This is a genomic window from Embleya sp. NBC_00896, from assembly GCF_045207785.1.
Taxonomy (GTDB): Bacteria; Actinomycetota; Actinomycetes; order Streptomycetales; family Streptomycetaceae; genus Embleya.
The window spans coordinates 6,997,117-7,019,190 of the sequence record NZ_CP108776.1; the positions used below are offsets into that span (position 1 = coordinate 6,997,117).

General features: G+C 72.0%; 23 protein-coding genes. 9 read left to right on the forward strand and 14 right to left on the reverse strand.

From position 1 onward, the window contains the following. Positions 1 to 6: 6 nt before the first annotated feature. Positions 7 to 954, reverse strand: a complete 948-nt coding sequence (locus tag OG928_RS31200; protein WP_406289975.1) for an SDR family NAD(P)-dependent oxidoreductase — start codon at positions 952 to 954, stop codon at positions 7 to 9. A gap of 103 nt (positions 955 to 1,057) precedes the next feature. After that, positions 1,058 to 2,542, reverse strand: coding sequence for a flavin-containing monooxygenase (locus OG928_RS31205; RefSeq protein WP_406289977.1), 1,485 nt, complete (start codon positions 2,540 to 2,542; stop codon positions 1,058 to 1,060). Positions 2,543 to 2,724: 182 nt separating this feature from the next. On the opposite strand from OG928_RS31205, the gene OG928_RS31210 reads away from it, so the two are divergent. After that, positions 2,725 to 3,048, forward strand: a complete 324-nt coding sequence (locus OG928_RS31210) for a ubiquitin carboxyl-terminal hydrolase 14 (protein ID WP_406289979.1) — start codon at positions 2,725 to 2,727, stop codon at positions 3,046 to 3,048. 252 nt (positions 3,049 to 3,300) lie between these two features. Beyond that, a complete protein-coding gene (locus OG928_RS31215; protein WP_406289981.1) occupies positions 3,301 to 4,344 on the forward strand; it encodes a sigma-70 family RNA polymerase sigma factor in 1,044 nt (347 codons plus the stop codon). Here the strand turns inward: OG928_RS31215 and OG928_RS31220 are convergent. From OG928_RS31220 to OG928_RS31230, 3 genes are all read right to left on the reverse strand, one after another. After that, complete coding sequence (locus tag OG928_RS31220) at positions 4,228 to 4,626, reverse strand: STAS domain-containing protein (protein ID WP_406289983.1); 399 nt, start codon at positions 4,624 to 4,626, stop codon at positions 4,228 to 4,230. The two genes, OG928_RS31215 and OG928_RS31220, sit on opposite strands and share 117 nt — an antisense overlap. A gap of 217 nt (positions 4,627 to 4,843) precedes the next feature. Next, on the reverse strand, positions 4,844 to 5,350 hold the full coding sequence (locus OG928_RS31225) for a hypothetical protein (protein ID WP_406289985.1): 507 nt from the start codon (positions 5,348 to 5,350) through the stop codon (positions 4,844 to 4,846). A gap of 152 nt (positions 5,351 to 5,502) precedes the next feature. Beyond that, positions 5,503 to 6,885, reverse strand: coding sequence for a CoA transferase (locus OG928_RS31230; RefSeq protein WP_406289987.1), 1,383 nt, complete (start codon positions 6,883 to 6,885; stop codon positions 5,503 to 5,505). 200 nt (positions 6,886 to 7,085) lie between these two features. On the opposite strand from OG928_RS31230, the gene OG928_RS31235 reads away from it, so the two are divergent. Next, positions 7,086 to 7,472 carry a hypothetical protein gene (locus tag OG928_RS31235; RefSeq protein ID WP_406289990.1) on the forward strand — a complete coding sequence of 129 codons (387 nt, stop codon included), beginning with the start codon at positions 7,086 to 7,088 and terminating at the stop codon, positions 7,470 to 7,472. Positions 7,473 to 7,505: 33 nt separating this feature from the next. Here OG928_RS31235 and OG928_RS31240 read toward each other — a convergent pair whose 3' ends face one another. Beyond that, positions 7,506 to 8,312: an enoyl-CoA hydratase/isomerase family protein gene (locus tag OG928_RS31240; protein WP_406289992.1), complete on the reverse strand. Its 807-nt coding sequence runs from the start codon at positions 8,310 to 8,312 to the stop codon at positions 7,506 to 7,508. Between the two features lie 88 nt (positions 8,313 to 8,400). Here OG928_RS31240 and OG928_RS31245 point away from each other — a divergent pair, with 88 nt between their 5' ends. Together OG928_RS31245 and OG928_RS31250 are read left to right on the forward strand one after the other, a co-directional pair. Then, on the forward strand, positions 8,401 to 8,865 hold the full coding sequence (locus tag OG928_RS31245) for a DUF4442 domain-containing protein (protein WP_406289995.1): 465 nt from the start codon (positions 8,401 to 8,403) through the stop codon (positions 8,863 to 8,865). 97 nt (positions 8,866 to 8,962) lie between these two features. Then, positions 8,963 to 11,221, forward strand: a complete 2,259-nt coding sequence (locus tag OG928_RS31250) for a hypothetical protein (protein ID WP_406289997.1) — start codon at positions 8,963 to 8,965, stop codon at positions 11,219 to 11,221. Between the two features lie 29 nt (positions 11,222 to 11,250). On the opposite strand, the gene OG928_RS31255 is transcribed toward OG928_RS31250, so the two are convergent. The 3 genes from OG928_RS31255 to OG928_RS31265 all read right to left on the reverse strand — a co-directional run bounded on the left by OG928_RS31255 (position 11,251) and on the right by OG928_RS31265 (position 13,128). Continuing rightward, a complete protein-coding gene (locus OG928_RS31255; protein ID WP_406289999.1) occupies positions 11,251 to 11,715 on the reverse strand; it encodes a hypothetical protein in 465 nt (154 codons plus the stop codon). Between the two features lie 100 nt (positions 11,716 to 11,815). Next, on the reverse strand, positions 11,816 to 12,406 hold the full coding sequence (locus OG928_RS31260) for a DUF3558 family protein (RefSeq protein ID WP_406290001.1): 591 nt from the start codon (positions 12,404 to 12,406) through the stop codon (positions 11,816 to 11,818). Then, positions 12,403 to 13,128 carry a DUF3558 family protein gene (locus OG928_RS31265; RefSeq protein ID WP_406290003.1) on the reverse strand — a complete coding sequence of 242 codons (726 nt, stop codon included), beginning with the start codon at positions 13,126 to 13,128 and terminating at the stop codon, positions 12,403 to 12,405. The genes OG928_RS31260 and OG928_RS31265 overlap by 4 nt, the downstream gene beginning before the upstream one ends. 127 nt (positions 13,129 to 13,255) lie before the next feature. On the opposite strand from OG928_RS31265, the gene OG928_RS31270 reads away from it, so the two are divergent. After that, complete coding sequence (locus OG928_RS31270; RefSeq protein ID WP_406290005.1) at positions 13,256 to 14,002, forward strand: NDP-sugar synthase; 747 nt, start codon at positions 13,256 to 13,258, stop codon at positions 14,000 to 14,002. A gap of 175 nt (positions 14,003 to 14,177) precedes the next feature. Here OG928_RS31270 and OG928_RS31275 read toward each other — a convergent pair whose 3' ends face one another. Next, the gene (locus tag OG928_RS31275; protein WP_406290007.1) at positions 14,178 to 14,690 is read right to left on the reverse strand and encodes a MarR family winged helix-turn-helix transcriptional regulator; all 513 of its coding nucleotides are present in this window, start codon (positions 14,688 to 14,690) and stop codon (positions 14,178 to 14,180) included. 102 nt (positions 14,691 to 14,792) lie between these two features. Here OG928_RS31275 and OG928_RS31280 point away from each other — a divergent pair, with 102 nt between their 5' ends. Continuing rightward, positions 14,793 to 15,368 carry a YceI family protein gene (locus OG928_RS31280; protein WP_406290009.1) on the forward strand — a complete coding sequence of 192 codons (576 nt, stop codon included), beginning with the start codon at positions 14,793 to 14,795 and terminating at the stop codon, positions 15,366 to 15,368. 75 nt (positions 15,369 to 15,443) lie between these two features. Here OG928_RS31280 and OG928_RS31285 read toward each other — a convergent pair whose 3' ends face one another. After that, the gene (locus tag OG928_RS31285) at positions 15,444 to 15,950 is read right to left on the reverse strand and encodes a hypothetical protein (protein ID WP_406290011.1); all 507 of its coding nucleotides are present in this window, start codon (positions 15,948 to 15,950) and stop codon (positions 15,444 to 15,446) included. A gap of 59 nt (positions 15,951 to 16,009) precedes the next feature. Then, positions 16,010 to 17,209, reverse strand: a complete 1,200-nt coding sequence (locus tag OG928_RS31290) for a DegT/DnrJ/EryC1/StrS family aminotransferase (RefSeq protein ID WP_406290013.1) — start codon at positions 17,207 to 17,209, stop codon at positions 16,010 to 16,012. A gap of 115 nt (positions 17,210 to 17,324) precedes the next feature. Between OG928_RS31290 and OG928_RS31295 the strand changes: the two genes are divergently transcribed. Together OG928_RS31295 and OG928_RS31300 are read left to right on the forward strand one after the other, a co-directional pair. Beyond that, on the forward strand, positions 17,325 to 18,257 hold the full coding sequence (locus OG928_RS31295) for an aldo/keto reductase (RefSeq protein ID WP_406290015.1): 933 nt from the start codon (positions 17,325 to 17,327) through the stop codon (positions 18,255 to 18,257). Next, positions 18,254 to 19,030, forward strand: a complete 777-nt coding sequence (locus OG928_RS31300; RefSeq protein ID WP_406290017.1) for a FadR/GntR family transcriptional regulator — start codon at positions 18,254 to 18,256, stop codon at positions 19,028 to 19,030. The genes OG928_RS31295 and OG928_RS31300 overlap by 4 nt, the downstream gene beginning before the upstream one ends. Before the next feature lie 259 nt (positions 19,031 to 19,289). Here OG928_RS31300 and OG928_RS31305 read toward each other — a convergent pair whose 3' ends face one another. Together OG928_RS31305 and OG928_RS31310 are read right to left on the reverse strand one after the other, a co-directional pair. After that, entirely contained in the window at positions 19,290 to 20,036 is a 747-nt protein-coding gene (locus OG928_RS31305) for a succinate dehydrogenase/fumarate reductase iron-sulfur subunit (RefSeq protein ID WP_406290019.1), read from the reverse strand. Beyond that, the gene (locus tag OG928_RS31310; protein ID WP_406290021.1) at positions 20,033 to 22,072 is read right to left on the reverse strand and encodes a fumarate reductase/succinate dehydrogenase flavoprotein subunit; all 2,040 of its coding nucleotides are present in this window, start codon (positions 22,070 to 22,072) and stop codon (positions 20,033 to 20,035) included. Before OG928_RS31310 ends, OG928_RS31305 begins: the two co-directional genes overlap by 4 nt. Positions 22,073 to 22,074: the final 2 nt, after the last annotated feature.

Sequence of the window (22,074 nt, forward strand, 5' to 3'; positions counted from 1 at the left end):
TTATTTCTACCCACCGGTAACGGGGTCTGAATACCCGTCGGGGACCAATCGGGTGTCGAGCGCCGAACCATCCGCGGACGCGGGTACGGGTCGGGGCGCCGGCATCGGCGTGGCGACGGGTCCGAGCGTCGTGGCACCCGTCCGCTTGGACACCGCGCGCACCAGGGGCTCGAACACGGTTCCGAGCAGCCGGCTGCCGAGATCGATCGCGGTCGCGTCCGCGCCGACGAACACCCGGGCCCGGCCGCGCTGTACGCCCCTGAGGATGATCCGAGCCGCCCGCTGCGCCGAGGTCCTGGACGCCGCGTCGTGCAGCGCGACCACCTCGTTCTTGTCGTGCGCCGGCGCCGTGCGCGAGTTGCGCACGATGTTCGTCTTGACCCCGCCCGGGTGCACCGTGGTCACCCCGACGCCCGAGCCGGACAGGCGCATCTCCTGGCGCACCGACTCGGTGAAGCCGCGCACCGCGTACTTGGCCGCGCAGTACGCGCTCTGCGACGGGACGCCGAACAGCCCGAACACCGAGGAGATGTTGACCAGATGGCCGGCCCGCGAGCGGCGAAGGTGCGGCAGGAACGCCTTCGTGCCGTAGGCGACCCCCCAGAAGTTGACGCCCATGAGCCACTCGAAGTCGTCCCAGCCCATCTCCTCGACGGTCGCGGTCAGCGCGACGCCGGCGTTGTTGACCACCAGGTCCACTCCGCCGAACCGCTCCGCCGTCTCGTCCGCCCAGCTCAGCACGGCGGCGCGGTCGGCGACGTCGACGAGCTCGGTGTGGATCTCCCGCGCGCCGAGCCGCTCGGCCCGGTCCGCCGTCTCCCGCAGCCCCTTCGCGTCGATGTCGGCCAGTGCCAGGCGCGCGCCGTGCGCGGCCAGTTCGTACGCGAGGGCCCGGCCGATGCCCGACCCGGCGCCGGTGACGACGCACACCCGACCTGAGAAATCCCGGATCACACGCACTCCCTGTGGTTCGAAGAGGCCCGGGCCGCCCGCCGAGCGGGGACCGGTTCCCATATGTACGACAATCCGATAACTGGCCTGCGCGACCGATATCCGCCTACCCGACCCGGTCCCGTCGCCGAGCCCGGTGACCCGCCGGCGAGAAGCGCCGGTTCATCCGCCGGAACCGCGACAGCGAACCCGGCCACAGCGCGGTGATCCGGCCGTTGCGCTCGTCCATGTACCAGCTCGTGCAGCCGCCGGCGCTCCACACCGTGTGCCGCATCCGCTCGTCGAGCCAGGCGTTGTAGGCGTCCTGCGTCCCCGGGAGCACCTCGACCTCGGCGATGTCGTGCTCGTGCATCTGCCGGACCGCGTCCACCGCGTAGCGAGCCTGCGCCTCGATCACCACGGTCATCGACGAGTGGCCCAGCCCGGTGCCGGGGCCGATCACCAGGAACAGGTTCGGGAAGCCCGCCACCATCGCGCCCTGGTGGGCCGCCATCCCGGTGCTCCACACCTCGCTCAGGGTGCGCCCGTCGCGCCCGGTCACCACCCGCGCGATCGGCGGCTGGGCGGCCTGGAAACCGGTGCCGAAGACGATCGTGTCGGCCTTGTGCTCGGTCCCGTCGGCGGTGACGATGCCACCGGGACGGATCGCCCTGATCGCGGACGTCACCACCTCGACGTTGGGCCGCGTGAGCGCCGGATAGTAGTCGTTCGACAGCAGCACGCGCTTGCACCCGAAGCGGTAGTCGGGGGTGAGTCGGGCCCGCAGTTCGGGATCCTCGACCTGACCGCGCAGGTGCGCCAGCGCCTGCTTGGTGGCCACCCCGGTGGCGAAGTCGCGCGGCCCCAGGAACGCGCCGAGCGTGGCCTCGCGCTGCCAGTACAACCCCAGGCGGACGGCCCGCTGCGCGGCGGGCAGGCGCCGGTAGAGACCGCGCTGCCACTCGGGGAGGGGGCGGTCGTTGCGCGGCAGGATCCACGGCGCGGTGCGCTGGTAGAGGTCGAGCCGGCTCACGTGCGGCTGGATCCGCGGCACGAACTGGATCGAGGACGCGCCGGTGCCGACCACGGCGACGTGCTTGCCGGTCAGGTCGTGGTCGTGGTCCCAGCGGGCCGAGTGGAACACGTGCCCGCCGAAGTCGTCCAGGCCCGGCAACCGCGGCAGCGCGGGTTCGGTGAGCGGGCCCGCCCCGGCGATCACGACCTCGGCGGTGTACGGCCCGCCGCTGGTGGTCAGCCGCCAGCGCGCGGTGTCGTGGTCCCAGCGCGCGGCCTCCACCTCGTGCCCGAGCCGCAGGTGCGGGAGCAGCCCGAAGTCGCGCGCGCAGCGCCGCAGGTACGCCTGGATCTCCGGTCCCGGCGAGAACGAGTGCGACCAGGTCGGATTCGGCGCGTAGGAGAAGCAGTACAGATTGGACGGGACGTCGCAGGCCGCGCCGGGATAGGTGTTGTCGCGCCACGTGCCACCGACGTCGTGCGCGGCCTCGAGGATGACGAAGTCCTCGATGCCGGCGTGCCGACGCAGCCGATGCCCGGTGGCCAGCCCGGAGAACCCGGCGCCGATCACGGCGATACGGACGTGCGTGGTCTCCACTGCGGCCTCCGGGTGCCGGAAAGGGGCGCTGCCCTTGGAGGCTACTGACAAGTAGCCACGGCGCGGAAGACCGCGCGATGCCCTCGTGTGCAAGCGTACGCAGGGGTCCCCATGGGAAGAGGACCCCGGTCGGGATCGCGGATCGCGTGCTCCCGACGACGCTGCGACGAAGGAGAACGACGATGGCCGGGATGCGCTATCAGGTGGTTCAGGACGGGGCCGGACGACCGACGGACGGGCCATGCGAGCACCTGGACCGGCTGCCCGCGGCGGTGACGCCGGGTTCGACGGAGGGTTGCGAGGACTGCCTGCGCAACGGCACCCGGTGGGTCCACCTGCGGGAGTGTCTGACGTGCGGTCACATCGGCTGCTGCGACAGCTCCCCGGAGAAGCACGCCTCCGCGCACTGGCGTGCCGAGGAGCACCCGCTCGTGCGCTCGTTCGAGCCCGGTGAGGACTGGGCCTGGTGCTACGCGGACGAGCTCGTGGCGGTGCCGGTGGACTGACGCGCCATGGCCGTGTCCGGCGGGCCGACGCGCCGCCGCCGTGACCGGCGGATGGTCGCGATCACGGCGTCGGCCGGACCGGCGGCCGGCGGATCCCCGTGTGTCGGTTGCTGCGGGTCCACTCCACCGCTCCGCCCGAACCGACCCCGCCCCGGCGCGCCGGTCGGCGACTACCGGGCTGGTGTCGGTGGGGCTGCCTAGACTGGTTTGCCGATGGGTCGAACGCACAGCCGTACCCGGTGGGAGCCCCCGATGAGTGATCTGACAGCGACGGAAAGCGTCACAGGTGGTGCGCTCGGCACCGGTGCCGACACCGTGGAAACGCACTTCGAACCCTTCCGCGTGGAGCTCACCGGTTACTGCTATCGGATGCTCGGCTCGGTGTTCGAGGCGGAGGACGCCGTCCAGGACACGATGGTGCGCGCGTGGAAGAGCTTCGACCGCTTCGAGGGCCGCTCGTCCGTGCGGTCGTGGCTGTACCGGATCGCCACCAATGTGTGTCTGGACAGCCTGAACGGGCGCGAGCGCCGGGCCCGGCCGATGGACCTGTCCTCGCCCGTTTCGGCGAGTTCCGCGCTCACCCCCGCGCTGCCCGAGGCGACCTGGATCGAGCCGATCCCCGACGGCCGGGTCGTGCCGAGTGTGGCCGACCCGGCCGAGCTCGCGGTCGCCCGCGAGAGTGTGCGGCTCGCGTTCGTCGCCGCGTTGCAGCACCTGCCGCCGCGCCAGCGCGCGGTGCTGATCCTGCGCGAGGTGCTCGCCTGGAAGGCGAGCGAGGTGGCCGAACTGCTCGGCAGCACCGTCGCGTCGGTCAACAGCGCGCTCCAGCGCGCCCGTGCCGCGCTCGCCGAGAACGAGCCCGCCGCGACCGACCCCGTGCGGCCGATGGACGAGGAGCAGCAGTCGCTGCTCGCGCGTTACGTGGACGCCTTCGAGCGCTACGACCTCGACTCGCTCACCGCCTTGCTGCGCGAGGACGCCACGCTGTCCATGCCGCCGTACGAGCTGTGGTTGCGGGGGCACGCCGACATCCGCGCATGGATGCTGGGCACCGGGCACGCGTGCCGCGGCTCGCGTCTGATCCCGATCGTCGCGAACGGCACGCCGGGCTTCGGGCAGTACCGCCCCAGCGGTCCGGGCGGCAGCTTCGAGCCGTGGGCGCTCCAGGTGCTCGAGATATCAGAGGGTCGGATCATCGGCCTCAACGCGTTCCTCGACGTCCCGCACCTGTTCCCGCTGTTCGGCCTGCCGGCAACCCTCGACGACCGGGCCGACGTCGGCGAGCACCTCGCCTAGACCGGTCAGGGTCAGCAGATCGCACAGCTCACCGCACGCCCCGAGCAGCCGTATCCGGCGCCCGAGTCGGCGTGCGGTGAGTTGGAGCCGGGCCAGCGCCTCGATCGTGGCCAGATCCGGGGAGGTGACGGCCCGCAGATCGCATGGGAACGGGTCGAGCGAACTGTCGTGCAGCAGTTCGCGAAGCCGCTCGCACAGGCCCGGGATGTCGGCGCGCGCGAGGGGAACGTACACGGCCAGCACGGCCGCCCGCGTGGTGGGTGATTCGAACGGATCGACCATCGACGACCTCCTGTGACGACGCTGTACCGGTTATGACCGTTCGAGCGGTCGAAACTCATCACTCGGCGTCGTCCCGCGACTCGCGGGGTCGTGGATCCGTACCGCGGTCGGCCGCGAAATGCGACCGACGCGCGGGCGCCCGCCCACCGAGCCGGTGGACGGGCGCCTTGTGGTGCGGGTGCGGGTACGCGACCCGCTCGGGATGGGGCGACTCGCTTTACGGAAGCGCCTGTTCGACGGCCGCGACCAGGGCGCGCATGAGCGGCGTGCGGTCGATCCAGGCGACCGCGTCGCCGCGCCGGCGCGGTGCGGCGTCGGCGCGGATCGCCGCGGCGTTGCGCTGGAGCCACGCGGCGGCGTTCGCGCAGTGGTAGGGGTGCATGTCGGCGATGTCGAGCACGTCGCCGCCGGCCGTGGTCCAGGTCCGCTCCTGGAGCAGCAGCTGCGCCCACGAGCCCTTGAGGTGCCGGCCGCGGGCGATCAGCGCGCGGTGCCCGGCTCGGGTCATGCCCATGTTCCGCCCGCGCAGCGGCACTTCGGCGCCGAGCCGGACCAGTCGGCGGCGCTGGAGCGTCGCGAGCGTGCGCAGCGAGATGCCGGGCGCGCCGTCCCGCACGCCGTCCGGGTGGGTGCGCACGGTGCCGGTGTCGATCCGGGTCAGGGCCCGTCGTACGGTCGCGGGCTTCACGGGGGTCAGGCGGGTCATGGTGTTGATAGTGGACATCGTGGATCCTCCTCTGCGTCGAGCCGCGGCGGGTCTTCCGCGGTGGCGCTCAACCCATGCGTAAAGCATCCCATCCGGCACTGACATCGGGCCCGTTGCGACCTGCGTCTTTGTGGTGAACTCCGGTTGCCGGGACAGGAGTTGACGAAGGGTCAGGAGTTCCGCCAGGCGGCCGCGTCGAAACCCCACGGGGTCGGCGCGTGCGCCCATGCCGCGGGCAGGCCGGGGAGCTCGAACGGCGGTAGGGCGTGGGTGAGTCGGCCCACGGTGGTGTCGGTCCGGGACAGGTGGGGGGCCGGGTCGAACGGCTCGGCGGTCTCCGGCTCGCCCGGCGCGTACGCGGCGCTCAGCCACGCGCCCGTGCGGGCCAGCGCCAGGTCGATCCGGCTGCCCAGGCCGTCCCGCCGGCGCAGCGTCAGGGCCCGCAGGATCGCCGCCGCGAGGAGGTAGCCCGTGGCCCGGTCCAGGGCCTGCGTCGGCAGCGCGCCGGGCGCGGGGTCGTCGCCGGCCTCGATCCTGGCGATGCCGCACGCGGCCTGCACGAGGCTGTCGAAGCCGCGCCGATTCGTCCACGGGCCGACCGGGCCCCACGCGTTGAAGGCGGCGGTGATCAGACCCGGGTGGTCGGCGGCGAGCGTGTCGTGGTCCAGGCCGAGCCCGGCCATCGCGTCGGTGCGGTAGCCGGTGATCAGCACGTCCGCGTCCGCGAGGAGTTCGTCGAAGCGGGCCCGGTCGGCCCGGTCCCGCAGGTCGAGCAGCGTCGAGCGCTTGCCGAACGCGTTGTCCCAGTATTCGCCCGGGTTCTCGGGCAGGTGCGGCGAGTCCACCCGCAGTACGTCGGCGCCCAGGTGGGCGAGCGTGCGGGTGCCGGTGGGGCCGGCGAGCACGCGGGTCAGGTCCAGGATCCGGACGCCGGCGGCGGGCGGGCCGGTCGGGGTCGGGCGCCGCGGGTCCTCGGGGCCGGCGCCGGTGCGCGCGAGGTCGAGCAGCGGCAGCGCGGCCACCGCCGACCCTTGCGGATGCGCGGCCCACTCGGCCGGCTCGCGCACCGCGAAGCCCAACGCGCCGTGTGCCGCGAGCAGTTCCTCGATCCGGCTGCCGGTCAGCTTGGTCAGGGCGTCGATCGCGCCGTCCACGGAGTCGACGCCGAGGGCCGCGAAGGCCGCGGCCCGATGGTGCGGGTAGTTGCCGTGCAGGCGCACCCACCCGTCGGCGCTGCGATGGAAGCGCGAGATCGGATGCATCGCGACGAGCGGCTCGCCGGCGAGCCGCAGGTGTCGGTCGCTGCTGATGGCCATCGCCGCGGCCCGGCTGTCGACGGTGACCCCGGGCGGGTTTGATTCGTCGCGCGCGGCGCCGAGTTCGCGGGCCGCGAGGGCGACCGCGCCGATCGTGGCCTGTGCGAGCGCGGTCACCGGCAGCGCGGAGGACAGCGTGTGCGCGGGACCGGTGAACGAGACGTGCGCGGTGTCGGCGGGGTCGCCGCCGAGCGCGCACCAGGCCTGGTCGAGGAGCAGCGTCGGGGTGGCACGCATGAAACCTCACAGTTCTTCGAACTTCTGCGCCTGCGGGGGCCGCGTGGTTCGAGGCACCCGGTCGGCAAACTACCGGCTGGGCTGTGCCCCAGCGTGGCCGTGTCCGCACTGTGGGCGGCCGGGCAAACGATTGGTCACTCGTTTGTGTACGGGTTGTGCGGTTTGCCCCGACCGGCTCGACCCTGTTCGAGACTGGGTGGATGAGGCGGATCTGGGGCGAGGACGGCGGGTGGGGGCTCGGGCCCCACGACGCGCTCCTGAAGGACGCCCGGTTGAGCGTGCCGGCGCGGGGCCTCGCGGTGTACCTGCTGCTGTTGCCCGACGGGGCCCGACCCGATCCGGCCGCGCTCGGGACCCGCCCGGGGGAGACCCCGGAGTCGATCGCCGGTTACCTGGACGAGTTGGCGATGGCCGGCTACCTGATCCGGTCCGCGATCCGCGACGCGTACGGGAACGCCCTCGAGGAGGTGCGGCTGGCGGCGAACCCGGGCGAGCACGCGGCCGTCGCCGGGCGGCGGTTCCGCTGGCCGGTGCCGCGGGCCGACGGTGCGGCGGGCGGTGACGGGGACCACCGGCCGTGGCCGTGACCGCGACGGTGACGCGGGCGGTGGCCGACCGCCTCACATGTCGCTCCAGGTCGGTGCGCGGTGCTCGCGAAACGCGGCGGCGGCCTCGGTCATGTTGCCGGTGAAGGTGCCGAGCACCTGGGTGCGGTTCTCCAGCTCCAACTGCTGCCGCAGCGAGGTCGCGCCGATCCCGGACCACAGGCCCTTCTTGGTCATCCACACGCCGTACTCGCTGTTGGCCGCGATCGCGCGCGCGAGGTCGAGCGCCGCGGGCACGTGCCCGCCCGCCGGGGTGCGGGCGTTGAGCAGGCCGTAGGCGTCGGCGTCGGCCGCGGTGAAGTGCCGCCCGGTCAGCATCAGTTCGGCCGCGCGGGTCGGGCCGACCAGGCGCGGCAGCAGGTAGCTGGTCCCGACGTCGGCGGAGGACAGGCCGACCTTGATGAACACCGAGCCGAACCGCGCGCTCTCGTCCGCGACCCGCAGATCGCACGCCAGCGCCAGGGCCAGCCCGCCGCCGACGGCCGCGCCGTGCACCGCGGCGATCACCGGCTTCTCGCACTCGTGGATGGCCAGGATCAGCTCGGCGAGGTGCTCCTGTGAGCGGTACACCAGGCCCACCGGGCCGCGACCCTCGGCGTCGGGCGCGAAGTCCGCGTCGCCGGACAGGTCGGCGCCCGAGCAGAAGCCGCGCCCCTCGCCGGTGAGCACGATCGCGCGCAGGTCGCGCTCGCGGTCCAAGGTGGCGAAGGCGGTCTTGAGGTCGGTCACCAGCGTCGGCGACAGTGCGTTGATCCGGTCCGGCCGATCGAGCCGGACGATCGCGACGCGGGGTTCGGGGCGTTCGATGCGCACGTATTTCATATGACTCAGTCAAACAGATTCGCGTGGTGAAGGAAATGCTCGCGAGCCGTTGTCCCCGACGAAGTTACCTGCGGGTAGCATCGCGCCCATGACTGAATCGACGACCGACTTCGACGCTGTCGCCGAGGGCCTGCGCACCTCGGTCCCCTTCGTGCGCACGCTCGGCCTGGAGTTCGTGGAACTCGCCGCCGACCGCGCCGTGCTGCGCCTGCCGGACGAGCCCGCGCACCACAACCACATCGCCGGTCCGCACGCGGGCGCGATGTTCACCCTCGCCGAGTCCGCGTCCGGCGCGATCGTGATCGCGGCGTTCGGCGACCAGCTGCACCGCGCCACGCCGCTCGCGGTCGACGCCACGATCCGCTACCTCAAGATCGCGCGCGGCCCGGTCCTGGCCGAGGCCCGTCTGGAGCGCCCCGCCGCCGAGGTGATCGCCGAGCTGGACGCGGGCAAGCGCCCGGAGTTCGTAGTCGCGATCGGCATTCGCGACGAAGCGGGCACCACGACCGCCGAGATGACCGTCACCTGGACGCTCCGCCCCAATAGGGCGTAAGAACGGTCCTCCCGGGCAGGCAAGGGCCCGTACCTGGTCGGGATCGTCCCGATCATGCGGTTGCTTCGGGTTGGTGATGGTTTCCTATCCTGCTCAGATGACCGGGCCGATTGTGGTGGGCAAGGTGTCCCGCCGACTCAAGGTCCGCGACGCGTGGCAGCGCTGGCGCCGCGTGCTGCGGGCGCTGCTGACCGCGCTGGTGGTCCTGTGTGTCACGGTGATCACCGGCCTCGGTGTCGCGCGGGCCACCGTGCTCTCCGCCGACTGGTACGACGGCGTGCTCGAGCGCGAGCACGCCTACGACCGGTTGTACGACGAGGTGCTGGTGGATCCGCGGCTCGCGGGCGTCACCAACGACCTGCTGGGCCGGCTGCCGATACCGGCCAATCAGGTGACCGCCAACCTGCGCCTGGTGCTGCCGCCGTCCACGCTGCGCGGGATGGTGCGGGTGCAGGTCGGCCACACCGTCGACTACCTGCGCGGCGAGGAGCGCGAGCTGCGGCTGACCGTCGACCTCAAGCCGGTGATCAACAACCTCGGCAAGGTCGCCGACGTCTTCGTCGGCGACCTCACCGGCAATGTGCCGCGGGTGACCGAGGACAACGCGCCGGCACTGGTGGACGGCGTCTCCAAGGCGCTCGACGCGCTCGCGCAGGGGCGCTCGCCCGACGCGCTGCCGGCCCTGAACCTGGACCCGGCGGCGGCCCCCGAAGTGGCCGCCCTGATCCTGGAGCGGCTCCCGGCCGAGTCGCGCGAACCGATCCGCGAACCGGTGGTCGCCGCGCTGCGCGCGGACGACCTCGGCGCGGTGCTCGTCGCGATCGTCCCGGTGATCTTCGGCGAGAAGGTCCGCCAGGCGCAGAGCGGCCTGACCGGCCTCTCCGGCGGCGGTACGTGGGACCTGACGCTGGATCTGCGCGCGGATCGGACCAAGCAGGCCGAGCTGAAGCTGGGCCAGCTCGAACAGCTGCGCGCGATGACGGTGTTCGGGCTGGGCCGACTGCTCGCGGCCGCGAGCGTGACCGCGCTGCTGGGCCTGGTGGTGCTGTGGCGGACCGCGCCGGTGCGCGGCGCCGCCCGGCTGCGGCTGCCCGCCCTCGCGCTCGCGGGCGGCGGGCTGCTGGCCGGCCTGGGCTGCCTGCTCGCGTGGGCGCTGCTGCCGCACGTGGTCCCGGAGAACCGGGACGGCTGGGCGCCCTCGGTCACCCGCCTGGTCGGCGATGTCCAGGAGGCCGCGGCCCGGGACATCGTGGGGGTGTGGCTCGCCGCGGCGGCCGTCCCGCTCGTGGTCGGCGGGGCGACCTTCGGTGCGGTCGCGCTGTGGGACAAGCACAAGCACCGGCGGGCCGCGCCGGTCAAGCGGACCACCCGGCACGTGGTCGCCACCGGCGCCGCGCTGATCGCGGCCGGCGCGATCGCGCTGACCATCTTCGTCCCGGTGCCCACCTCCGGGTCCGGCGCCGACGCCAAGCGCTGCAACGGCATGACCGAGCTGTGCGCGCGGCGCTACGACCAGGTCGCCTACCTGGCCACGCACAACTCGATGTCCTCGACCGCGGCCCGCTTCGTCAGCCCGCTCCAGGACGCCGACATCGTCACCCAGCTGGACGCGGGCGTGCGCGCGCTGCTCCTGGACTCGTACACCTGGGAGGCCCCGGAGGAGGTCGCGGGCCGGCTCGCGACCTCCGACCTGGATCCGGAGTCGCGCAAGATCGTCGCCGGCGTCGTCAACGACGTCGCCCCCGCCCGCCCGGGGCTGTGGTTCTGCCACTCGGTGTGCCGCGCGGGCGCGCTGCCGATGGTGGAGACGCTGCGCGCGGTGGGCGAGTGGATGGAGCGCAACCCCCAGGAGGTCGTGACGCTCGTCGTGCAGGACGCGATCACCGCGCAGCAGACCGAGTGGGCGTTTCGCGAGGCGGGCCTGGAGCGCCTGCTCCACACGCCGGCCGCCGACCCGCGCGAGCCGTGGCCCACGCTCGGCACGATGATCGAGAAGAACCGCCGACTCGTGGTCTTCGCCGAGCGCGCCGACGGCCCCGCGCCGTGGTACCGCAACTTCTACGCGTACGCGATGGAGACGCCCTACGCGTACGCCAGTCCGGCCGAGATGACCTGCGAGCCCAACCGCGGCGGCGTCGACAAGCGGCTGTTCCTGCTCAACAACTTCATCACCTCCACCGGCGGCAGTCGGATCGACGCCGGGCGGGTCAACTCGCGGCCGTTCCTGCTCGATCGCGCGCGCAGATGCGAACGCGAGCGCGGCTCGCCGGTGAACTTCATCGCGGTGGACTTCGCGACCGTCGGCGACGCCCGCGGCGCCGTCGACGTGTTGAACATCACCCGGAAAACTCGCTGACGAACCGTCAATTTATCGACACCGAAAGGTCAGTAGGACAATCCGTGTCCGGTTTCGAAGAGCGGTTCCGCGTCCGCCGGCAGATCGTTCACCAGGCGGCCGGCCGGCGCGTAGCGGCCGAACACGACGTCGAGCACGCCCTCGTCGTCCGCGCCCCGGGTGCCGAGCACGGCCGCGCAATAGCCGACCAGGTCGGCGACGGCCGCGGGTCGGTAGAGGTCGATCACGGCGACGGTGGGCACCGACGCGGCGATGTCCACGATCCGGTCCAACTCGGCGCCGCCGTGCGTCTCGGGTAGGCGCAGCAGGGCCACGTCGGCGTCCGCGAGGTCGGTCACGACGGTGGCGTAGCGGGCCGCGACGCCGATGTCGACGTGTTCGGTGTACACCCGCAGCGCGTCGCGAAGGGGCAGGGCGGGGCCGCCGCTCGTGCTGATGCGTGAGCTGGTGCGGTTCGTGAGCAGCACGACGGCGTGCGGGTCCCGATCCGTCATGGGTGAGCCCTCCTCCTGGCCGCGGCGCGAGCCGCTCTGACCCCGGACCCTACGCGCCGGCTGTGACGTCCCGGGCACGAGGGCGTCCCAACCGGGCTGCTCAGCCGGGTGCGCCCGGTGCCGCCGCCGCGGTGCGGCCGAGGGCGATCAGCCGATCGCGGCTGATCGCCGGTGCGTTGATGTCCACCGATGTGACCATCTCGCCGTGGGCGCGCGCGAACGCGAAGCCGTCGCCGCGCACGGGGTCCCGGTAGATCACAGCGGCGTCGGCCACCCCGGGCACCGATTCACGGGGGCCGGTGCCGGTCGCGGTGGTGCGGGCGGCGTCGATCGGCCCGCCGACCATCGCCTGCGGGAAGTCCCCGACGGTGACGGTCAACAGCCGCCGCTGGTCCGGGTCGACGTACTCGCAGGTGCGCCCGGAGTCGGCCGGCCGGGTGCGCACGGGGCCGACCGCGAGCACCTCCTGGACCCGGGTTGGCGACAACAGGTCGCAACTGGACGCCGGCACCGCGGTGGAGGCGGCGGGGGCGGTCGGTCGCGGCGGCGCGCCCGCGGCGTCGCCACCGGGCGCGGGCACCGTGGCGGCCGGGTGCTTGGGCGGTGCGTCGCCCGCGTCGCACCCGCCGAGCAGGCACGCCAGGCCCACCACACCCGCGAGGGTGGCGGCGGGCCCGACGCGCGCGGTCACAACTTGCCGATCATCGTCCGGGCGATGGCGGCCATGACGTCGGGTTGCAGGTCCTTGTCGCTGCGGTCGACGTAGAGGTCCGCGTTGAGGAACCTGTCGCCGGGCATGTCCTTCGCCCACACGATGCCGTTGGAGTCGGAGTCGTGGTAGGTGAACGCCGCGTCGCCGACCCCGGGGACCGCGACGGGGTTGTCGCCCTCGTCGATCGTGCCCTTCGCGGACTCGTCGGCCTTGTAGTACGACTTTTCGTTCGTGGTCATCATCACCGTCATCATCGACAGCCCGCGGGAGTCGCGGTAGTCGCAGAACGAGCTGCTCGAACTCTTCAGCTTCGGGTCCACCTCGGCGCGCACCACCGCGAGCCCGGTCAGCGAGGCCACCTCGGCGACCGTGAGCAGCCGGCAGGGATCGTTGATGTAGGGGGCGGTCACGCCGGTCGCGGGCGCGGCCGTACCGGTCGCCGAGCCGCTCGTGCTCGGCGTGGCGCTGCCGGACGAGGTGGGGCCGTCGGTGGTCGGCGTGGTCGTGCGCCGCGGCGGCTTGCTCGTCGTCGCCGTCGGCCGACCGGTGCCGTTCGACGTCGTGGGCGTCGGCTTGTCGGTCTCCAACGCGCGAACGGTGTCCAGAGGCGATTCGCCCTCGGTGCCGCAGCCGGCGACCGTCGTGCCGACAGTGAGCGTGAGCAGTATCGCGACGGTTGCGCGGACATTCCTCGTGCGCACTTTGTTGGTCCCCCCGGTGTTCGGAGTGCAGTCGTTCATGTGAAGAACCTAGGGCCGATGGGCTCCCGGAACGAGCGGTACCTCCCTTGGATCTCGAAGGGGGATGTGAGGGCGCGATAATGCGCGCATGAATTCCGCACCACACTCAACCACCCACCCGGGGGCTCGCGCGGTGACGCAGGCCGTGATTCTCGCCGGGGGACAGGGTTCACGGTTGCGCCCCTATACCGACGACCGGCCCAAGCCGATGGTGGAGATCCCCGGCACGGGCACCCCGATCATCGGACATCAGCTGCGCTGGCTGGCCGCCGAGGGCGTGCGCGACGTCGTGGTCTCGTGCGGGCACCTGGCCGAGGTATTGCAGGATTGGCTCAAGACCGCCGACCTGCCCGTGCACGTCGAGACGGTGGTGGAGACCGAACCGCTCGGCCGCGGCGGCGGTCTGAAGTTCGCCGCCGCCGCGCTGCCTCGCCCGGACGAGCCGTGGTACGCCACCAACGGCGACATCTGGACCCGGTTCTCGCTCACCGAGATGGCCGCCTTCCACCACGAGCGCACCGCGCTCGCGACGCTGGCGCTGGCCCGCCCGCGGATCCCGTGGGGTGTGGTGGAGACCGACAAGTACGGCCACGTCCTGGACTTCATCGAGGCGCCGCCCTCGCCCTACCTGATCAACGCCGGGGTGTACGTGTTCTCGCCCGAGTTCACCGCGCTGCTGCCGGACGTCGGCGACCACGAGCGCACGACGTTCCCGCGGCTCGCGCGCGAGCAGCGGCTGGCCGGCTTCCCGATCCCGCAGGGGGCCTACTGGCGTGCGATCGACACCGCCAAGGACCTCTCCGAGGCGGCGAAGGAGCTGCGCGGCGACGTCTGACTCGGCCGCGTGGCGGAACGGACGGCAGGGCCCCATCCGCGGGTGCGGATGGGGCCCTGCCGTTTTCCCGGTATTTTCCTGTTCGCGTTTTCAGGGACTCGTCTTCGCGCGTCCCGTGACCCCCGCGGTCACGGGTGTGCGCTACATGTGGCGCCGCTGTGTCATGGTGCGGCGCCTACGAGGTGATCCCGGCACGCGCGCCGGGATTGGCGGTGTCGCGCACGGTGCGCAACCCGTCGAGCAGGCCGGAGAGTTGCCCCTCCGTCAGTGGGTCGATCAGCCAGGTCTGCAGCAGTTCGACATGGCCGGGCAGGACTCCGCCTATCCGGTCCGCTCCGTCGCGGGTCAGGACCGCGAACAGCGCGCGGCGATCGGTGGGGCAGTTCTCCCGGACGACCAGTCCTTCCTTCTCCAGGCGGTCCACGACGCGGGTCACACCCGACGTGGACAGCGACGTCTGTGCCGCGAGGTCGCTCATCCGCAGACGCTGTTCGATCGAACGGGAGAGCCGGACCAACACGTTGAAGTCCACCGTCGAGAGACCGTGCTCGCCGAGCTGGGGGCTCAGTCGGTCCATCAGTCCGGTGTAGACCTCGACGAGCAGGCCCATGGCGGTGATTCGTGGATCGTCGAAGGGGGTGGTACTCGCAGGGGCGGGGGATGATGCGGTGTCTGGGGGAGTACGCATGCGCTCATCATAGCAAGTAGTTGATAAGCGGAATGTATCGACGAAATATATTGCTGAGGTCGATATCCGCAGCACAAGTACATTCTCGCAAGGAGACCCGACATGAGCACCACCACTCGCCGCAACTGGGAAGGGCTCACGATCCCGACGGCGGGCACCTACGCGCTCGACCCGAACCACACCCGTGTCGGCTTCGTGGCCAGGCACCTCATGGTCGCCAAGGTGCGTGGGCAGTTCACCGACTTCGGCGGCGTGATCACCGTCGCCGAGGACCCGATGGACTCCGAGGTCGAGGCGACCATCTCGATCGCGAGCATGACGACCGGCCAGAAGGACCGCGACGCGCACCTCGCGAGCGCGGACTTCCTGGAGGTGGAGAAGTACCCGGAGATGACGTTCCGCACGGTGCGTCTGACCGGCCGCGAGGGCAACGAGTTCACTCTGCTCGGTGAGCTGACCATCAAGGGCATTGCGCGCGAGGTCGAGCTCCGGGTCGAGCTGGACGGCCTGGCGACCAGTCCGTGGGGTCAGGAGGTGCTCGCGTTCACCGCGACCACCGAGATCGACCGCGAGGACTTCGGGATGACCTGGAATCAGGCGCTGGAGAGCGGCGGCGTGCTGGTCTCCAAGAGGATCAGGATCGAGATCGAGGGCGAGGCCGTCCGCCAGGAGGACTGAACCCCGGCGAACGACGACGGTCGACACGACGCGCCGGGGACGGGCGCGAGGCGCCCCGCCCCGGCGTCGGCCCGCTCAGGGGGTGTGCCACTGGAGTTCGACGACCTGGCCCAGCGTGAGCAGGCCGCACGCGAGCACGTCGGTGCGCACGAAAGCCTGCACCATCGTGTCGGTGGCCGCGTCCGGGTCACCCGGCCGGTACACCGCCAGGACCTCGATCCGGCCGGCCAACTCGGGGTCGCCCGCGCCCGCGCCGCCGATCGCCGCCAACGCGGCCTCCAGATCCGCCAGTTCGGGGACCCGGATGCCGAAATGGCACGAGGTCTGCGGGTGTCGGCCGAGCCGCTCCCGCCACGCCGCGCGCTCCGGGCCGGGCCCCAACGTCCCCTCGAACGCCCACTGTTCGGGCGTCACCTCGGACGCGTACAGCACGTTCGTGCGGTAGTCGCTCACACCGGGATCGACGAACGCGCTGAAGAACGCCCCGCCGCGATCCGAGACCCGGCACCCCAGCAGCTCCAGGACCCGCCGGGCGAGCGCGCGTTCGCCGGGCCGGTAGACCAGCTCGGCGTGCGTGATCACCCTCGGGGGGCCACCGCCGCGGGGTGGTGCGGCCGTTCGGTCCGGTCGATCCGTCGCGCTCACCGGCTCGCGAGGAACGCGTCGACCTGTTCGTGGATGTAGGCGACGTCCTCGGCGGTCATCCGGTGGTTCATCGGCACGATCAACGCGTTCTCCATCACCCGGTCGGCGTTCGGGTAGCCCGCCGGGTCGGCGCGGTGCGCGATGTCCTTGAAGCCGGGCTGGCGCAGGATGTTGCCCGACCACACGGTGCGCGTGGAGACCCCGCGCTCCTCCAGCCAGGCCTGCATCTCGCCGCGGGAGAACGGCAGGCCCTCGTTCAGCAGGATCGGGAAGTTCAGCCACCCCGTCACCAGGCCCTCGGTCTGCCGCGGCGCGGTGAACTCGGGGCGTGCGTCGAAGTACGCGTGATGCGCCGCGAAGTGCTCCTGACGGGTCGCCAGGAACCGTGGCAGCTTCGCGAGTTGAGCCAGTCCGAAGGCCGCGCCGAGCTCGGAGGGCTCGAAGTTCCAGCCGACCTCGTCGAAGATGAAGAGGTTGTCGTACAGCACCCCGTCGATCTCCTCGAAGAAGTCCCGGTTGCCCTTCTTCGAGCCGAACAGCTGTAGTTCGCTGCGCCGCCCCCAGCGCCGCAGCATCAGGCCGCGGTCGCGCAGGTCCTCGTCGTCGGTCAGCACCATGCCGCCGTTGCCCGCGCAGGTGATGATGTGCGACATCGCGAAACTGGTCACCGAGATGTCCGCGCGGGTGCCCGTCGGGGTCCCGCGCAGGGTCGCGCCCAGCGCGTCGCACGAGTCCTCGATCACCTTGAGGCCGTGCCGATCCGCGATCGCCCGGATCGCGTCCCAGTCGGGGGCGTTGCCCGCGAGGTTGGGGGTCAGGATCGCTTTGGTGCGCGGGCCGATCAGGGCCTCGATCCGGGCCGTGTCGATCTGGTAGGTGTCGGGCTCGACGTCGACGAGCACCGGCACGATGCCGGACTTGACCATCGGCGCGATGTCGGTCGAGAAGGTCAGCGTCGACGTGATGATCTCGTCGCCGGGGGACAGCCGCAGGAGTTCGATCGCGAGGTAGAGGGCGGAGGAGCCCGAGTTGCACATCAGGCCGGTGCGCTTGCCGAACAGCTCGGCCACGCGCGTCTCCATCGCCGCGACGTTGCGGCCGATGCCCATCGCCGCGGGCGGTCCGTTCAGCACCGCCAGCATCGCGTCGATCTCGGTCTGGTCGTGCACGCTGCCGGCGTACGGGATCTTGCGCATTGCTGCCTACCCTCGTGGTGATGTCGTGCCCGCGGCACGGCTGACGATGCGTCAGCTGACGATGTGTCATAGCTATCATGGCTATGATGGGCGAACAAGACGACGGGAGCTGAGCGTGCGTTACACCACTGTGGGCAGGTCGGGTCTGAAGGTCTCCGCGATCGGCCTGGGCTGCAACAACTTCGGGATGCGGATCGACCAGGACGGCGCCGACAAGGTGGTCGGCGCGGCCCTGGACGCGGGCGTGACCCACTTCGACACCGCCGACATGTACGGCGGCGGACGGTCCGAGGTCCTGCTCGGCAAGGCACTGGGCGCCCGGCGGGACGAGGTCGTGGTGGCCACCAAGTTCGGTGCCCGCGTCGCGGACGGCCCCTACGGCCGGGGAGCCTCGCGCCGACACATAGTGCGCAGCTGCGACGCGAGCCTCAAGCGGCTGGGCACCGACCGCATCGATCTCTACTACCAGCACTACGCCGACCCGGACACCCCGATCGAGGAGACGCTGACCGCGCTGGACGACCTGGTACAGGCCGGCAAGGTGCTGTACGCGGGCACCTCCAACCTGGCCGCGTGGCAGCTCGCGGACGCCGCGCACGTCGCGGGTCGGACCCGATTCGTCGGCGCCCAGATCGAGTGGAGCCTGCTGAAGCGCACCGTCGAGCGGGACATGGTCCCCGCGGCCCGACACTTCGGCGTCGGCGTGATCCCGTACTTCCCGCTCGCCTCCGGGCTGCTCAGCGGCAAGTACCGGCGCGGCGAGGAGTTCCCCGCGGACAGCCGGTTCGCGGCCCTCCCGTTCTTCGCGCAGGGCGCCACCGACGACAACTTCGTGATCGTCGAGCGGCTCACGGCCTATGCCGAGGGCCAGGGCCTGACCCTGCTCGAACTCGCCCTGTCGTGGCTCGCCGCGCAGCCCGAGGTGGCCTCGGTCCTGGTCGGCGCGACCCGCCCCGAGCAGGCCGCCGCGAACGCGGCCGCGATCGTGGACCTGACCCCCGCCCAGGTCGCCGAGGTGGCCGAACTCGCCGCGGCGGTTCCGGCGTGAACCCGGCGGCGCAGCCGGTCCGGACCGGCGACGAGCGGTCCCTGCGCAACGCCGGCATCGCGGACGAACTGGCGCGCCGGCTGCGCCGCCGGATCCTGGACGGCCCGTTGCGGGACGGCGACATGCTGCCCAAACAGGACGACCTGATCGCCGAGTTCGGGGTCGGCCGCACGACGCTGCGCCAGGCCTTCCGGATCCTGGAGACCGAGGGCCTGATCACGGTCAAGCGCGGCAACACCGGCGGCGCGGTCGTGCACGTCCCGCAACCGGCCGACGCGGCGCACATGTTCGGCATGGTCATGCACGCGCGCCAGGTCCGGCTGGACGACCTCGCGCAGGCGCTGCGCCGGCTCGAACCGGTCTGCGCGGCGTTGTGCGCGGCGCGCGCGGATCGGGCCACGGAGGTGGTCCCGTGGCTGCGCGAGGTGCATGCGCGGATGGAGGGCGCGGTCGAGGACGGGCCGGCCTACATTCGGGCCGGCCGCGACTTCCACGAGGCCCTCGTGCTGCTGTGCGGCAACGAGACGATGAAGATCCTGCTCGGCGCGGTCGAGGTGCTGTGGGCCCAGCAGGAGCGGGAGTGGGCCCAGGAGGCGCTGGCCGACACGGGTACGCGGGCCCGCCGCGCGGCGCTTCGCGAGCACGCGCACCTGATCGACCTGATCGAGGCCGGCGACGAAACCGAGGTCTACCGCGAATCCATCCGCCACCTGGAGGCCGCCCAGAACTACCCCTTGCAGGGCCGCGCCAACGCCCCGATCACATCCCCATAGCCCCCCACGGCCTCAAACGCCGGCCGGGCTGGTTGTCCTCAAGCGCCGGACGGGCTGGGTTTTGCCTGGCCGGGCTGTTGTCCTCAAGCGCCGGACGGGCTGAATCCAGCCCGGCCGGCGTTTGAGGCCACCGGCCGAAGGCCGAGCTTGAGAATCAGCCCGTCCGGCGCTTGAGGACAACCAAGCCCGTCCGGCGTTTGAGGACAATGAGCCCGGCCGGCGTTTGAGGCCGCCGGCCACCGGCCGCAGGCCGGGCCGGTCAGCGCCCCCGCCATGCGGCCCCGAGCATGTCGCCGTTGAAGCGCCCGATCACGCCCAACGGAATGCCCTTCGGGCACACCGCCGTGCACTCGCCCGTATTGGTGCAGCCGCCGAAGTCCGCCTCGTCGTGCGCGTGGATCATCGCCTCGACCCGGCTGTCCTGTTCGACCGCGCCCTGCGGCAACAGGCCCAGATGGGTGGCCTTCGCGGCGGTGAAGAGCATCGCCGAACCATTCGGACACGCCGCCACACACGCACCGCACCCGATGCAGGTCGCGGCCTCGAACGCGGCGTCCGCGTCCGCCTTGGCGATCGGCGTCGCGTGCGCCTCGGGGGCCGAGCCGGTGGGCGCGGTGACGTAGCCGCCGGCCTCGATGACCCGGTCGAGCGCGGAGCGGTCCACCACGAGGTCCTTGACCACCGGGAAGGCCGCCGCGCGCCACGGCTCGACGTCGATGGTCTGCCCGTCCCGGAAGTGCCGCAGGTGCAGCTGGCAGGTCGTGGTGGCCTTCTGCGGCCCGTGCGGGACGCCGTCGATGACCAGGCTGCACGCGCCGCAGATCCCCTCGCGGCAGTCGTGGTCGAACGCCACCGGCTCGTCGCCGGTCTCGGTGAGCCGCTCGTTGAGCACGTCGAGCAGTTCCAGGAAGGACATGTCGGGCGACGCGTCCGGCACGTCGTAGGTGACCATGCCGCCCCGATCGGCCGGACCGTTCTGGCGCCAGATGCGCAGGGTGAGGTTCACGCGTAGTTCCTTGTGGCCAGGGCGACGTTGTCGAAGGTGAGCTGCTCGCGGTGCAGGACGGGGCGGTCGCCGGTGTACTCCCACGCGGCGACGTAGGCGAAGGCGTCGTCGTCGCGGGCCGCCTCGCCGCCCGGGCTTTGGTGTTCCGCGCGGAAGTGGCCGCCGCACGACTCCTCGCGGTGCAGCGCGTCCAGGCACATCAGCTCGGCGAGTTCGAGGAAGTCGGCGACCCGGCCGGCCTTCTCCAGCGACTGGTTGAGGCCGGCTCCGGTGCCCGGTACGCGCAGCCGCGACCAGAACTGTTCGCGCAGCCTCGGGATCGCCACCAGCGCCTCGCGCAGACCCGCCGCGGTCCGCTCCATCCCGCACTTCTCCCACATCAGCAGGCCCAGCTCGCGGTGGAAGTGGTCGGCGGACAGGTCCCCGTCGATCGCGAGCAGCCGCTTGACCCGGTCCTGGACGCCCTGCTCGGTCGCCACCAGATCCGGATCGTCGGCGTCCACCGGAGCGAACGGGCCCGCCGCGAGGTAGTGGGTGAGAGTGGTCGGCAGCACGAAGTAGCCGTCGGCCAGGCCCTGCATGAGCGCCGACGCGCCGAGCCGGTTCGCGCCGTGGTCGGAGAAGTTCGCCTCGCCGATCACGAACAGGCCCGGGATCGTGGACTGGAGGTCGTAGTCGACCCACAGGCCGCCCATCGTGTAGTGCACGGCCGGATAGATCCGCATCGGCACGGTGTACGGGTCCTCGCCGGTGATCCGCTCGTACATCGAGAACAGGTTCCCGTACTTCTCCTCCACCGCCGGCGCGCCGAGCCGCTCGATCGCGTCCGCGAAGTCGAGGTACACGCCGAGCCCGCCCGGCCCCACGCCGCGCCCCTCGTCGCACACCCGCTTGGCCGCGCGCGAGGCGATGTCGCGTGGGACGAGGTTGCCGAACGCCGGGTACATGCGCTCCAGGAAGTAGTCGCGCTCGGCCGCCGGGATACTCCCGGGCGCGCGGGTGTCGCCGCCGGTGGCGGGCACCCACACCCGGCCGTCGTTGCGCAGCGACTCGCTCATCAGGGTGAGCTTGGACTGGTGCTCGCCGGAGACCGGGATGCAGGTCGGGTGGATCTGGGTGAAGCACGGGTTGGCGAACAGCGCGCCGTGTCGGTGCGCGCGCCAGATCGCGCCGGCGTTGCAGCCCATCGCGTTCGTGGACAGGAAGTAGGCGTTGCCGTAGCCGCCGGTCGCGAGCACGACCGCCTCGGCGAGGTGGGTCGAGACCTCGCCGGTGGTCAGGTCCCGCACCACGACCCCGCGCGCGCGACCGTCCACGACCACCAGGTCGAGCATCTCGGTGCGCGTGTGGACCGTCACGTTGCCGGCCGCGACCTGGCGCGACATCGCCTGGTAGGCGCCGAGCAGGAGCTGCTGGCCGGTCTGGCCGCGCGCGTAGAACGTCCGCGACACCTGCGCGCCGCCGAACGAGCGGGTGTCGAGCAGGCCGCCGTAGTCGCGGGCGAACGGGACCCCCTGCGCGACGCACTGGTCGATGATCTGCGTGCTGACCTCGGCCAGCCGGTGCACGTTGGACTCGCGGGCGCGGAAGTCGCCGCCCTTGACGGTGTCCTTGAACAGCCGGGCCACGCTGTCGCCGTCGCCACGGTAGTTCTTGGCCGCGTTGATCCCGCCCTGCGCGGCGATGCTGTGCGCGCGGCGGGCCGAGTCCTGGTAGCAGAACGAGGTGACGGGGTGGCCGAGTTCGGCCAGGGTCGCGGCGGCGGACGCGCCCGCGAGCCCGGTACCGACCACGATCACCGGCAGCCGGCGCCGGTTGGCGGGGTTGACCAGCCGTGCGCTCAGCCGGCGCTGCTCCCAGCGGTCGGCGAGGTCGCCCTCGGGGGCCGCGCGGTCGGCGATCTCCTCGCCAATGGTGTACAGGGCGTCGTCGGCGTAGGGCGCGGGCCCGGTGTTCTCCGTGTGCTTCGCGGGTTCGGTGTGCTCGGAGTGCTCGGGGTTCTTGATGTCCTCGGTGTGCTCGGTGTTCTCGTCCATCA